Genomic DNA, 12,688 nt, shown 5'->3' with positions numbered 1-12,688 from the left:
CCCCCCGATCACCCCCCGATCACCCCCCGATCAGCCCCCTCCCCACCCCGTATCAGAGTCGCGTCAAGACCGGGTGGAAAGCCGCTACCTGGGCGTTTTTTCCGGTGGGTGGTCGGTAGGGTCGCATCAGGTTCAGCCCGGTGGGGGCGGCCTTCACGTAAGACAATGGGGCCATGGCACGCGGCAAGCTTCGGATATATCTCGGCGCGGCACCGGGCGTCGGCAAGACGTACGCGATGCTGTCGGAGGCGCACCGGCGTGTGGAGCGGGGTACGGACGTCGTGGTGGCGTTCGTCGAGCACCATGACCGGCCCCGTACCGAGGTGATGCTGCACGGGCTGGAGCAGGTGCAGCGGCGGGAGCTGGAGTACCGCGGTTCGACGTTCACGGAGATGGACATCGATGCGGTGCTGGAGCGGAAGCCCGCGGTGGCGCTGGTGGATGAGCTGGCGCACACGAATGTGCCGGGGTCGCGGAACGGCAAGCGCTGGCAGGACGTGGAGGAGCTGCTGGAGGCCGGGATCACGGTGATCTCGACGGTGAACATCCAGCATCTGGAGTCGCTGGGTGATGTCGTCGAGTCGATAACGGGGGTGCGGCAGCAGGAGACGGTGCCGGACGAGGTGGTCCGGCGGGCCGATCAGATCGAGCTGGTGGACATGTCGCCGCAGGCGATCCGGCGGCGGATGGCGCACGGGAACATCTATCAGCCGGACAAGGTGGATGCCGCGCTGTCGAACTACTTCCGGCCGGGGAATCTGACGGCGCTGCGGGAGCTGGCGCTGCTGTGGGTGGCGGACCGGGTGGACGAGTACCTCCAGGAGTACCGGGCGGAGCATTCGATCCGTTCGACCTGGCAGGCGCGGGAGCGGATCGTGGTGGGGCTGACCGGCGGTCCGGAGGGGCGGACGCTGATCCGGCGGGCCGCGCGGATGGCGGCGAAGGGGTCGGGCAGTGAGGTGCTGGCCGTCTACATCGCGCGCAGTGACGGGTTGACGTCGGCGTCGCCGAAGGAGCTGGCGGTCCAGCGGAAGCTGGTCGAGGATCTTGGCGGGACGTTTCACCATGTGATCGGTGACGACATACCGAGTGCGCTGCTGGAGTTCGCGCGGGGGGTGAACGCGACCCAGATCGTGCTGGGGTCCAGCCGTCGCAAGACGTGGCAGTACGTGTTCGGCCCGGGGGTGGGGGCGACGGTGGCCCGGGATTCCGGGCCGGATCTCGATGTGCACATCGTGACGCACGAGGAGGTGGCCAAGGGCCGGGGGCTGCCGGTGGCGCGGGGGGCGCGGCTGGGCCGGGCGCGGATCATCGCGGGCTGGCTGGTCGGGGTGGGCGGTCCGGTGCTGCTGTCGCTGCTGCTGGCCCGGATCTCCAACGGTCCGGGGCTGGCCAATGACGTGCTGCTGTTCCTGTTCCTGACGGTGGTGGCGGCGCTGCTCGGGGGGCAGCTGCCGGCGCTGGCGTCGGCGGCGGTCGGTTCGCTGCTGCTGAATTTCTACTTCACGCCGCCGACGCACACGCTGACGATCAGCGATCCGAAGAACATCGTGGCGATCGCGATCTTCTTCGCGGTGGCGGTGTCGGTGGCGTCGGTGGTGGATCTGGCGGCGCGGCGGACGCATCAGGCGGCGCGGCTGCGCGCGGAGTCGGAGATCCTGTCGTTCCTGGCGGGCAGTGTGCTGCGGGGGGAGACGACGCTGGACGCGCTGCTGGAGCGGGTCCGGGAGACGTTCGGGATGGACACGGTGGCGCTGCTGGAGCGCGGCAGCGAGGTGGAGCCGTGGACGTGCGCGGGCCGGGCGGGGGGTGGCGGCAGGCCGCCGCTGGCGCGTCCGGAGGACGCCGATGTGGACATGCCGGTGGGGGACCACATGGCGCTGGCGCTGACCGGCCGGGTGCTGCCGGCGGAGGACCGGCGGGTGCTGGCGGCGTTCGCCGCGCAGGCGGCGGTGGTGCTGGACCGGCAGCGGCTGGTGGGGGAGGCCGAGCGGGCCCGGGAGCTGGCGGAGGGGAACCGCATCCGGACGGCGCTGCTGGCGGCGGTCAGCCATGATCTGCGGACGCCGCTGGCGAGCATCAAGGCGTCGGTGACGTCGTTGCGGTCGGACGATGTGGCGTGGTCGGAGGAGGACGAGGCGGAGCTGCTGGCGGGGATCGAGGCGGGCGCGGACCGGCTCGATCACCTGGTGGGCAATCTGCTGGACATGTCGCGGTTGCAGACCGGGACGGTGACGCCGCTGATCCGGGAGATCGATCTGGACGAGGTGGTGCCGATGGCGCTGGGCGGGGTCCCGGAGGGCAGTGTGACGCTGGACATCCCGGAGGAGCTGCCGATGGTGGCGGTGGATCCGGGGCTGCTGGAGCGGTCGGTGGCCAATCTGGTGGAGAACGCGGTGAAGTACAGCCCGCGGGGTGAGGCGGTGCTGGTGGCGGCGAGTGCGCTGGGTGACCGGGTGGAGCTGCGGATCGCGGACCGGGGGCCGGGGGTGCCGGACAGTGCCAAGGACCGGATCTTCGAGCCGTTCCAGCGGTACGGGGATGCGCCGCGGGGGGCCGGGGTGGGGTTGGGGCTGGCCGTGGCGCGGGGGTTCGCGGAGGCGATCGGCGGGACGCTGGCGGCGGAGGACACGCCGGGGGGCGGGATGACGATGGTGCTGACGCTGCCGGCCGCGCCGGGGGTGCCGCCGGTGCGGCCGGATCTTCCGGCGCAGGCGACGACATGAGCCCGGGCGGCGGCCCTGGTAGCGGCCGGGGGCTCCCGGCCGTAGGCATGACTTGGCCGGCGGGCGTGGTCCGCCGGCGACCGACACCGCGAGGAGAAGGCCAGTGAACCGGGTGCTTGTGGTCGATGACGAGCCGCAGATCGTGCGGGCTCTTGTGATCAACCTGAAGGCACGGAAGTACGAGGTGGACGCCGCCCCGGACGGGGCGACCGCCCTGAAGCTCGCCGCGGCGCGCCACCCCGATGTGGTGGTCCTGGACCTGGGGCTGCCGGATATGGACGGGGTGGAGGTCATCAAGGGGCTGCGCGGCTGGTCGCGGGTGCCGATCCTGGTGCTGTCCGCCCGGCAGACGTCGGACGAGAAGGTGGAGGCGCTGGACGCGGGGGCGGACGACTACGTCACCAAGCCGTTCGGGATGGACGAGCTGCTGGCGCGGTTGCGGGCGGCGGTGCGGCGGGCGGAGCCGACCGGGCCGGCCGAGGACGAGGTGATCGTGGAGACCGAGGGCTTCACGGTGGATCTGGCGGCGAAGAAGGTCAACCGGGGTGGCCGGGACATCCGGCTGACGCCCACGGAGTGGCATCTGCTGGAGGTGCTGGTGCGCAACCAGGGCCGGCTGGTCAGCCAGAAGCAGCTGCTTCAGGAGGTGTGGGGGCCGTCGTACGGGACGGAGACGAATTACCTGCGGGTGTACATGGCGCAGCTGCGGCGGAAGCTGGAGGGTGACCCGTCGCATCCGCGGCATTTCATCACGGAGCCGGGCATGGGGTACCGGTTCGAGGGCTGAGTGCGGGCCGGGGCGGGGTGTGCGGGGTGCGGGGCGGGCTGTGCGGCCCCCGGTACGCTGGGGTTATGAGTGCTGGGACCCGACCCGAGAAGCCGGCCGGCCGGTTCCGCCGGATGCTCGACAGGCTGTCGTCCTCCGAGGAGGAGCTGCAGTCCGCCGAGCTCCAGGAGGACGCGCAGGCCACGGGGTGCACGCGGATATGTGACTGCGACGACCGTCAGATAGTGAAGGTGTCCGGCACCCTGCGGCATGTCACGCTGCGGCCGCGCGCCGGTGTGCCCGCGCTGGAGGCGGAGCTGTTCGACGGCTCCGCGGCGCTCGACGTGGTGTGGCTGGGTCGCCGTTCCATCGTCGGGATCGAGCCGGGCCGTAAGCTCATCGCCTCGGGCCGGGTCTCGCTGAGTCACGGGCGCCGGGTGCTGTTCAACCCCAAGTATGAACTGCGACCGCTCGGACAGGAGTAGCCGGTGACGTCGTTCGACCGACCGTCCACTGATCCCGAGGCTTCGGCCGGCCCTTCCGGGGCCGTGCCGGGTGCCGCCGGCCCGCAGGGCCCGGACGCGTCCCCTGGTGCCGGGGGCAGGGAGGTGACGGAAGCGGCGCTGTTCGAGGCGTTCGGCGGCGTGCGGGGGATGGTGGAGACGGTCCTGCCGGGTCTGCTGTTCGTCGCGATCTTCACGGTCAACAAGGACCTGCACATCTCGGCGATCGCGGCGCTGGCGGTGTCGCTGGTGCTGTGCGCGGTGCGGCTGGTGCGGAGGGACACCGTCAAGCACGCCTTCAGCGGGGTGTTCGGGGTGGCGTTCGGTGTGGTCTTCGCGATGATGACCGGTAACGCCAAGGACTTCTATCTGCCGGGGATGCTGTACACCCTGGGGCTGGCGCTGGCGTACCTCATCACGACGCTGGCGGGGGTGCCGCTGATCGGGCTGATCCTGGGCCCGGTGTTCAAGGAGAACCTCTCGTGGCGGACGCGTAATCCGGGCCGGAAGAAGGCGTATGCGAAGGCCAGCTGGGCGTGGGGGCTGATCCTGCTCGGCAAGTGCCTGGTGCTGTTCCCGCTGTACTGGTGGGCGGACACCACGCAGCTGGGCTGGGTGCTGGTGGCGCTGAAGATCCCGCCGTTCCTGCTCGCGGTGTATCTGACGTGGCTGTTCCTGGTGAAGGCGCCGCCGCCGATCGATGTGTTCGCGGAGCTGGAGGCGCAGGAGCGGGCGGAGGAGGCCGAGCGGCGCGGCGGGCTGCCGGCCGGGGCCGCCGCGGAGGCGGCGGTCGCGGACCGGCCGCGCGGGGGGCCGCGGCACCGCCGCTGAGCCGCTGCGCGTACTGACGGAGAAAGGGCCCGGGAACCGTCGCGGTTCCCGGGCCCTTGTGTGCCGTGCGCGGGGTCAGCCGGTGGTGCCGGTGTCGTCGCGGCGGACGGACAGCAGGTCCTCCAGCTGCTCCTCGCGGGACTGGGCGGCGACGAACAGCAGCTCGTCGCCGGCTTCGAGGGCGTCGTCCTTGTTGGGGGTGAGGACGCGGGTGCCGCGGATGATCGTCACCAGGGAGGTGTCCTCGGGCCAGTCGACGTCGCCGACCCGGGTGCCGGCCAGCGCGGCCTCCGGGGGGAGGGTGAGTTCGACGAGGTTGGCGTCGCCGTGGCTGAAGCGCAGCAGCCGGACGAGGTCGCCGACGCTGACGGCCTCCTCGACGAGGGCGGACATCAGCCGGGGGGTGGAGACGGCGACGTCGACGCCCCAGGCTTCGTTGAACAGCCACTCGTTCTTGGGGTTGTTGACGCGGGCGACGACCCGCGGGACGCCGTACTCGGTCTTGGCGAGCAGGGAGACGACGAGGTTGACCTTGTCGTCGCCGGTCGCGGCGATCACGACGTTGCAGCGCTGGAGGGCGGCCTCGTCGAGGGAGGTGATCTCACAGGCGTCGGCGAGCAGCCACTCGGCGAGCGGGACCCGTTCGACGGAGATGGCGGTGGGGGCCTTGTCGATCAACAGGATCTCGTGGCCGTTCTCCAGCAGTTCGCCGGCGATGGAGCGGCCGACCGCTCCGGCGCCCGCAATGGCGACCCTCATGCGTGCGCCTCCTCGGGACCCTGGGCGAATGCCGCCTCGACCTTCTCGACTTCGTCGGTGCGCATCATCACGTGCACCAGGTCGCCTTCCTGGAGGACCGTCTGGGAGGTGGGCAGCATGGCCTCGCCCAGGCGGGTGAGGAAGGCGACGCGGACGCCGGTCTCCTCCTGCAACTTGCTGATCTTGTGGCCGACCCAGGAGGTGGCGGTGTGCACCTCGGCGAGCTGGACGCCGCCGCTGGGGTCGCGCCAGAGGGGTTCGGCGCCGGAGGGCAGGAGCCGGCGCAGCATCTGGTCGGCGGTCCAGCGGACGGTGGCGACGGTGGGGATGCCCAGGCGCTGGTAGACCTCGGCGCGGCGGGGGTCGTAGATCCGGGCCGCGACGTTCTCGACACCGAACATCTCGCGGGCCACCCGGGCGGCGATGATGTTGGAGTTGTCACCGCTGGAGACGGCAGCGAAGGCGCCCGCCTCCTCGATGCCGGCTTCGCGGAGGGTGTCCTGGTCGAAGCCGACGCCGGTGACGCGGCGGCCGGCGAAGGCGGAGCCGAGGCGGCGGAACGCGGTCGGGTCCTGGTCGATCACGGCGATGGTGTGGCCCTGGCCCTCCAGGGTCTGTGCGAGCGCGGAGCCCACGCGGCCGCACCCCATGATGACGATGTGCATGCTGATTACCCCGTGCCCTGTTCTAGCGCGCTGATCTGACCGAACACCCTGCTCACTACTTTCTTCTCCGACGGCCGGACACGGAGCCACTGCGTAACGGCGGCGGCCGGGTGCGTCGGACGGGAGCACCGGCCGCACTGTGGTCCGGTACAACCGTAGCCGTAATGGCGTGCCCGGTAGGGGGCGCGGGGGCACCCGGGCCGCCCTGGGGTGCTGCGGGGCGGTGCGGCCGGCTGCGCGGGGGCGCGCCGGTAGGGCACGCTACGCGGTGTGCCACAACTGCCACCTCAGCCCCAACAGGGCTCTTTGACACCGCATATGGTGGTGTGCGGCGATGACGCGCTGGCCCACCGGCTCGCCGCCGAACTCCGCGAGGTCTACCGCGAACGGGTGACGCTGATCGTCCCGTCCGCACAGGAGCCGCGCCGTCCCCTCGTCCCGGCGCCGTCCCGCGGCCTGGGCCGGGCCACCGCGCTGCTGGGCCGGGTGTCGGCCGCGGTGGCCCGGACCGCGCCCGCCGTGCCCCCCGCCGTCCCGCCGCCCGGTGCGCCGGGCCTGGGGCCGCGCGACGAGGAGGCGCCGCCGGAGCCGGTCCGCGTCCTCCAGGTGGCGCAGGCCGACGACGCGGCACTGACCGCGGCGGGGATCGCGGAGGCGGGTGCGCTGGCGCTGGTCCACGACGACGACGAGCTCAACATCCACGCCGCGCTGCGCGCCCGCCGCCTCAACCCGCACCTCCGCCTGGTGATCCGGCTCTACAACCGCAAACTCGGCCAGCACCTGGAGGAGCTGCTGGACCAGGCCGCGGCGGTCGGCGCGGAGCGGGGCGCGGACGGCGCGGCGGCCCCGGTGGCGGACGCCTCCACCACGGTGCTCTCCGACGCGGACACCGTCGCCCCGGCGTTGGTCGCCACCGCGGTCGCCGGGACCAGCAAGGTCATCGAGGCGGACGGGCTGATGCTGCGGGCGGTCGAGCGGTCGCCGGGCCGGACCGGGCCGGCCGGGGCGCGGCGGCTGTGCACCCTGGCGCTGCTGCCGCAGGCCGGCGGCGACCCGGCCGGGGACGGCGGCGCCGCACCGGACGGGCCGGAGGCCGGGACCGGGGAGGAGGGCCCGGTGCTGCTGCCGGACGACGCCGTCGCCGCGGCGGCCGCGGGGTGCGGCCGGATCGTGCTGGAGACCGTCGCGTACACCGGCCGGACGGAGCGGCCCGGGCGGCTGCGGGGCCGGGGGGCGCCGCTGGCGTCGCTGTTCTCCCGGCGGCTGCGCTGGTCGCTGGCCGGGTTCACCGGGGCGGTCCTGGCCCTGGCGGTCGCCGCGTCCCTGACGTCCGGGGTGCCGCCGCTGCACGCCGCGTACCTCACCCTCCTGGACCTGTTCGCGATCAACGAGCCGGCGCTGGCCGAACCGCTGCCGCGCAAGGTGCTCCAGCTGCTGTCCGGGCTGGTCGGACTGCTGCTGCTCCCGGTGCTGGTGGCGGCGGCGTTCGAGGGGCTGGGCACGTTCCGCAGTGCGTCGGCGCTGCGCCGGCCGCCGCGCGGGCTGTCCGGGCACGTGGTGCTGCTGGGCCTGGGGAAGATCGGCACCCGGGTGCTGGCCCGGCTGCACGAGATGCGGATTCCGGTGGTGTGCATCGAGGCGGACCCGGAGGCGCGCGGTGTGGCGCTGGCACGCCGGCTGCGGGTGCCGACGGTGGTCGGCGACGTCACCCAGGAAGGCGTGCTGGAGGCGGCGCTCGCCGACCGGGCACGCACGCTGCTGGCGCTGACCAGCGAGGACACCACCAATCTGGAGGCCGCGCTGTACGCCCGGTCGGTGAATCCGCGGCTGCGGGTGACGCTGCGGCTGTTCGACGACGGGTTCGCCACCGCCGTCTACCGGACGCTGCGCGCCGCCCACCCCGGCGCCCGGACCCGCAGCCGCAGCGTCTCGTTCCTGGCGGCGCCGGCCTTCGCGGGCGCCATGATGGGCCGGGAGATCCTGGGCGCGATCCCGGTGGAGCGGCGGGTGCTGCTGGTCGCCCGGGTCGAGGTGCGCGGCCACGCCGCGCTGGAGGGGCGGACGGTCGGCGAGGTGCTGCGGCCGGGCCGGCTGCGGGTGCTGGCGGTCCACGTGGCCGTACCGGACGCACCGGACCCCGCGGCCGGGCCGGACGGGCCGCCGCCGGGCCCCGGTCCGTCGGCGGCGCAGCTCGCACACCAGCTGCCGGACGACTACGTGCTGACGCCGCGCGACGTGGTGCTGCTGGCCGCGACCCGGGAGGGGCTGGGCGAGCTGCTGTCCCGGCGGCCGCGCACGGCGGGGCGCGCGGGACGGCCCGCGCCCCTGTGACACGCCCGGGCGCCGTGACATCGGCCACGGCGCCCCCGCCGGCCGGGGTTCCCCGGAACGACGGCGCCCCTGTGTGCATACGGTGCAGATGCTGTGGAGGTAGCGCGTAGTCGATGCGGAGTCGGGGGGCATGTGCATCGTGGCGCATTCGGGTGCCCCCACCCGTCCGGGTGGCGGGTGGGCGAGCACCTTGACGAAGGCTTAGCATCCTCTGGTGTCCAAACTGACCGACGTGCCCAAACGGATCTTGATCGGGCGCGCACTGCGCAGCGACAGGCTCGGGGAGACCCTTCTCCCCAAGCGCATCGCACTCCCCGTCTTCGCCTCCGACCCGCTCTCCTCCGTGGCCTACGCGCCCGGCGAGGTGCTGCTGGTCCTCTCCATCGCGGGAGTCAGTGCGTACAACTTCAGCCCCTGGATCGCCGTCGCGGTCGTGGTGCTGATGTTCACCGTCGTCGCGTCGTACCGGCAGAACGTGCACGCCTACCCGAGCGGCGGCGGCGACTACGAGGTCGCCACCACCAACCTCGGCCCCAAGGCCGGCCTCACCGTCGCCAGCGCCCTGCTCGTCGACTACGTCCTGACCGTCGCCGTCTCCATCTCCTCCGGCGTGGAGAACCTCGGCTCCGCCGTCCCCTTCGTCGTCGAGCACAAGACGTTCAGCGCCATCGCGATCATCGTCCTGCTGACCTTGATGAATCTGCGCGGCGTCAAGGAGTCCGGCAAGCTCTTCGCCATCCCCACCTACGTCTTCGTCGCCGGCGTCTTCATCATGATCTTCTGGGGCGCCATCCGCGGACTGATCCTCGGCGAGACCATGCAGGCCCCCACCGCCGACTACACCATCCACGCCCAGCAGGGCGGCCTGGCCGGCTTCGCCCTGATCTTCCTGCTGCTGCGCGCCTTCTCCTCCGGATGCGCCGCACTCACCGGCGTCGAGGCGATCTCCAACGGCGTCCCCGCCTTCCGCAAGCCCAAGTCGAAGAACGCCGCCACCACCCTGGCACTCATGGGCGGCTTGGCCGTCACCATGTTCTGCGGCATCATCGCGCTGGCCATGAGCACCCACGTGCGGATGGCCGAGAACCCCGCCACCGACCTCCTCGACCACGGCCGGCCGCTGGGCTCCGGATACACCCAGAACCCGGTCATCTCCCAGGTCGCCGAGGCCGTCTTCGGCAAGGGCAGCTTCCTCTTCGTCATCCTCGCCGCCGCCACCGCGCTGGTCCTCTTCCTCGCCGCCAACACCGCCTACAACGGCTTCCCCCTGCTCGGCTCGATCCTCGCCCAGGACCGCTACCTGCCGCGCCAGCTCCACACCCGCGGCGACCGCCTGGCGTTCTCCAACGGCATCGTCCTGCTGGCCGGCGCCGCCACCGTCCTCGTCTACCTCTACGGCGCGGACTCCACCCGCCTGATCCAGCTCTACATCGTCGGCGTCTTCGTCTCCTTCACGCTCAGCCAGACCGGCATGGTCCGCCACTGGAACCGCCACCTGCGCAACGAGAAGGACCCCGCCAAACGCCGCCGGATGCACCGTTCCCGCGCCATCAACGCCTTCGGCGCCTTCTTCACCGGCCTGGTCCTCGTCGTCGTCCTGCTGACGAAGTTCACCCACGGCGCCTGGGTCGCCCTCCTCGGCATGGTCATCTTCTTCGTCACCATGACCGCGATCCGCCGCCACTACGACCGGGTCGCCGACGAGATCGCCGCCGCCGACACCCCCGACGACGAGGTCATCCGCCCCTCCCGGGTCCACGCCATCGTCCTCGTCTCCAAGGTGCACAAGCCCACCCTGCGCGCCCTGAACTACGCCCGCCTCATGCGCTCCGACGTCCTCGAAGCGGTCAGCGTCGACGTCGACCAGGCCGACACCCGGGCCCTGCGCGACGAATGGGAACGCCGCGGCATCGAGGTCCCGCTCAAGGTCCTCGCCTCCCCGTACCGCGAGATCACCCGGCCGATCATCGACTACGTCAAGTCGCTGCGTCGGGAGAGCCCCCGCGACGCCGTCTCCGTCTACATCCCCGAGTACGTCGTCGGCCACTGGTACGAGCACCTGCTCCACAACCAGTCCGCACTCCGCCTCAAGGGCCGCCTCCTGTTCACCCCCGGCGTCATGGTCACCTCCGTGCCCTGGCAGCTGGACTCCTCCGAGGCCGCCAAGAAGCGCGCCCGCAAGCGCGCCGAGTGGAACGCCCCCGGCTCGGTCCGCCGCGGCCCGGTCACCGCGCCCCGCAAGGAAGCCCCGGCCCCCAAGAAGTGACCGCGGCGGCCGGGCGCACTCCGGCGACACCGTAGAATGGACGGCTGGCCTCCACCCCGGAGGCCGGCCGTCACCGTTTCGCCGCACCCCACCCAGGAGCTCCCCGCCATGCAGCCGGACACGCCGCCGGAACCCAGGAAATCGCTGGCCGGCGAGGAGTACGAGGTCGAGATCGGCCCGGTCGCGCACGGCGGCCACTGCATCGCCCGCACCGACGCCGGCCAGGTCCTCTTCGTCCGGCACGCTCTGCCCGGCGAACGGGTCCGCGCCCGCGTCACCGACGGCGAGGAAGGCGCCCGCTTCCTCCGCGCCGACGCCGTCGAGATCCTTACGGCGTCCAAGGACCGCGTCGAGGCGCCCTGCCCGTTCTCCGGCCCCGGCCGCTGCGGCGGCTGCGACTGGCAACACGCCGCGCCCGGCGCCCAGCGCCGCCTGAAGGCCGCCGTCATCACCGAGCAGCTGTCCCGCCTCGCCGGCCTCACCCCCGGCGACGCCGGCTGGGACGGCACCGTCGAACCGGCCCCCGGCGACAAGGTCGCCAAGGGCGAGGTCCCGGCCTGGCGCACCCGCGTCCAGTACGCCGTCGACGCCGAGGGCCGCCCCGGCCTGCGCAAGCACCGCTCGCACGACATCGAACCGGTCACCCACTGCATGATCGCCGCGCCCGGCGTCTCCGAACTCGGCATCGAGAAGCGCAGCTGGCCGCAGATCGCCACCGTCGAGGCGATCGCCGCCACCGGCTCGCACGACCGCCAGGTCCTCCTCACCCCCCGCCCCGGCGGCCGCCTCCCCCTCGTCGAACTGGACAAGCCGGTCTCCGTCCTCCGCGTCGAGGAGTCCGCCGGCCGGCCCGGCACCGGCGGCGTCCACCGCGTCCACGGCCGCCCCTTCGTCCGCGAACGCGCCGCCGGCCGCACCTGGCGGGTCGGCAACGGCGGCTTCTGGCAGGTCCACCCCAAGGCCGCCGACCTCCTCGTCGAAGCCGTCATGCAGGGCCTGATGCCCAAGAAGGGCGACACCGCCCTCGACCTCTACTGCGGCGTCGGCCTCTTCGCCGGAGCCCTCGCCGAACGCGTCGGCGACAAGGGCGCCGTCCTCGGCATCGAATCCTCCAAGCGCGCCGTCGAGGACGCCCGCCACAACCTCGCCGACCTCGACCGCGTCCGCGTCGAACACGGCAAGGTCGAGCAGATCCTCCCGCGCACCGGCATCACCGACGCCGACCTCGTCGTCCTCGACCCGCCCCGCGCCGGCGCCGGCCGGAAGACCGTCCAGCACCTTGCCACCCTCACCCCCCGCCGCATCGCCTACGTCGCCTGCGACCCCGCAGCCCTCGCCCGCGACCTGGCCTACTTCCACGACGCGGGCTACACCCCCCGCCGCATGCGGGCCTTCGACCTGTTCCCGATGACCCATCATGTGGAGTGCGTGGTGATCCTGGAACGCTCCGCCAAGCGCCCCTGAACCGCGGTGCGACGGTCACGTCCCGTCAATTCGCGCTGCGCCCCAGGGGCGTGTAAGATTCTCGGGCTGCCACGGAGCCGACAGGCCCCGCGGCAACCATCCCGCCACTTCAGCGGAACACCCTCCGAACGACCCGCCACAGCGAATAGCTTTGGCGTGCCGAAAAATCCGGAACGTGACTCGATTATGAGTCACCAGGGGAATCCGCTAAAGTAGTGGACACGCCGAAAGGCGAAACTCCGACGGAAATTCGGAACCCAATCCACACCGGTAGCGCCTCCTCAAGAAGCGGTCCGGGACGGGAGCGGGATCTGATAAAGTCGGAACCGCGAGAAAGCCGAAAGGCCGGATCGCACCGGCGAAAATCGGAGCCGAAA

At 72.3% G+C, this 12,688-nt stretch carries 9 protein-coding genes; 7 read left to right on the top strand and 2 right to left on the bottom strand.

The genetic code is table 11. The features are described 5' to 3' along the window. The first annotated feature begins 173 nt into the window (after positions 1 to 173). The 4 genes from MUU72_RS34150 (at position 174) to MUU72_RS34135 (ending at position 4,826) form a co-directional block, all read left to right on the top strand. Complete coding sequence (locus MUU72_RS34150; protein ID WP_248017345.1) at positions 174 to 2,726, top strand: DUF4118 domain-containing protein; 2,553 nt, start codon at positions 174 to 176, stop codon at positions 2,724 to 2,726. Between the two features lie 103 nt (positions 2,727 to 2,829). Then, entirely contained in the window at positions 2,830 to 3,513 is a 684-nt protein-coding gene (locus MUU72_RS34145; protein WP_248017344.1) for a response regulator, read from the top strand. 65 nt (positions 3,514 to 3,578) lie between these two features. Further along, positions 3,579 to 3,977, top strand: a complete 399-nt coding sequence (locus MUU72_RS34140; RefSeq protein ID WP_199836367.1) for an OB-fold nucleic acid binding domain-containing protein — start codon at positions 3,579 to 3,581, stop codon at positions 3,975 to 3,977. Between the two features lie 3 nt (positions 3,978 to 3,980). Further along, the gene (locus MUU72_RS34135) at positions 3,981 to 4,826 is read left to right on the top strand and encodes a DUF3159 domain-containing protein (protein ID WP_248017343.1); all 846 of its coding nucleotides are present in this window, start codon (positions 3,981 to 3,983) and stop codon (positions 4,824 to 4,826) included. Between the two features lie 75 nt (positions 4,827 to 4,901). Here the strand turns inward: MUU72_RS34135 and MUU72_RS34130 are convergent, their stop codons facing one another. Next, the gene (locus MUU72_RS34130; protein ID WP_248017342.1) at positions 4,902 to 5,585 is read right to left on the bottom strand and encodes a potassium channel family protein; all 684 of its coding nucleotides are present in this window, start codon (positions 5,583 to 5,585) and stop codon (positions 4,902 to 4,904) included. Then, positions 5,582 to 6,250 (bottom strand): potassium channel family protein, encoded by a 669-nt coding sequence (locus tag MUU72_RS34125; protein ID WP_248017341.1) that lies wholly within the window; start codon positions 6,248 to 6,250, stop codon positions 5,582 to 5,584. The genes MUU72_RS34130 and MUU72_RS34125 overlap by 4 nt, the downstream gene beginning before the upstream one ends. Positions 6,251 to 6,568: 318 nt before the next feature. On the opposite strand from MUU72_RS34125, the gene MUU72_RS34120 reads away from it, so the two are divergent. The 3 genes from MUU72_RS34120 to MUU72_RS34110 all read left to right on the top strand — a co-directional run bounded on the left by MUU72_RS34120 (position 6,569) and on the right by MUU72_RS34110 (position 12,311). Then, positions 6,569 to 8,581, top strand: a complete 2,013-nt coding sequence (locus tag MUU72_RS34120) for an NAD-binding protein (RefSeq protein WP_248017346.1) — start codon at positions 6,569 to 6,571, stop codon at positions 8,579 to 8,581. Positions 8,582 to 8,795: 214 nt separating this feature from the next. Then, positions 8,796 to 10,847: an APC family permease gene (locus MUU72_RS34115; RefSeq protein WP_248017340.1), complete on the top strand. Its 2,052-nt coding sequence runs from the start codon at positions 8,796 to 8,798 to the stop codon at positions 10,845 to 10,847. 108 nt (positions 10,848 to 10,955) lie between these two features. After that, entirely contained in the window at positions 10,956 to 12,311 is a 1,356-nt protein-coding gene (locus MUU72_RS34110) for a class I SAM-dependent RNA methyltransferase (protein WP_248017339.1), read from the top strand. Positions 12,312 to 12,688 lie beyond the last annotated feature (377 nt).

Origin of the sequence: Streptomyces rhizoryzae, from assembly GCF_023155275.1 — a bacterium.
GTDB lineage: Bacteria > Actinomycetota > Actinomycetes > Streptomycetales > Streptomycetaceae > Streptomyces > Streptomyces rhizoryzae.
The sequence above is the reverse complement of the archived record's forward strand: the minus strand, read 5'-3'. Positions and strand labels throughout refer to the sequence as shown.

What these genes read in the sequence shown, in the direction of transcription:
- MUU72_RS34140 (WP_199836367.1), top strand. Translation starts at nt 3,579, where the DNA reads ATGAGTGCTGGGACCCGACCCGAGAAGCCGGCCGGCCGGTTCCGCCGG.
- MUU72_RS34130 (WP_248017342.1), bottom strand. Translation starts at nt 5,585, where the DNA reads ATGAGGGTCGCCATTGCGGGCGCCGGAGCGGTCGGCCGCTCCATCGCC.
- MUU72_RS34150 (WP_248017345.1), top strand. Translation starts at nt 174, where the DNA reads ATGGCACGCGGCAAGCTTCGGATATATCTCGGCGCGGCACCGGGCGTC.
- MUU72_RS34125 (WP_248017341.1), bottom strand. Translation starts at nt 6,250, where the DNA reads ATGCACATCGTCATCATGGGGTGCGGCCGCGTGGGCTCCGCGCTCGCA.
- MUU72_RS34120 (WP_248017346.1), top strand. Translation starts at nt 6,569, where the DNA reads ATGGTGGTGTGCGGCGATGACGCGCTGGCCCACCGGCTCGCCGCCGAA.
- MUU72_RS34110 (WP_248017339.1), top strand. Translation starts at nt 10,956, where the DNA reads ATGCAGCCGGACACGCCGCCGGAACCCAGGAAATCGCTGGCCGGCGAG.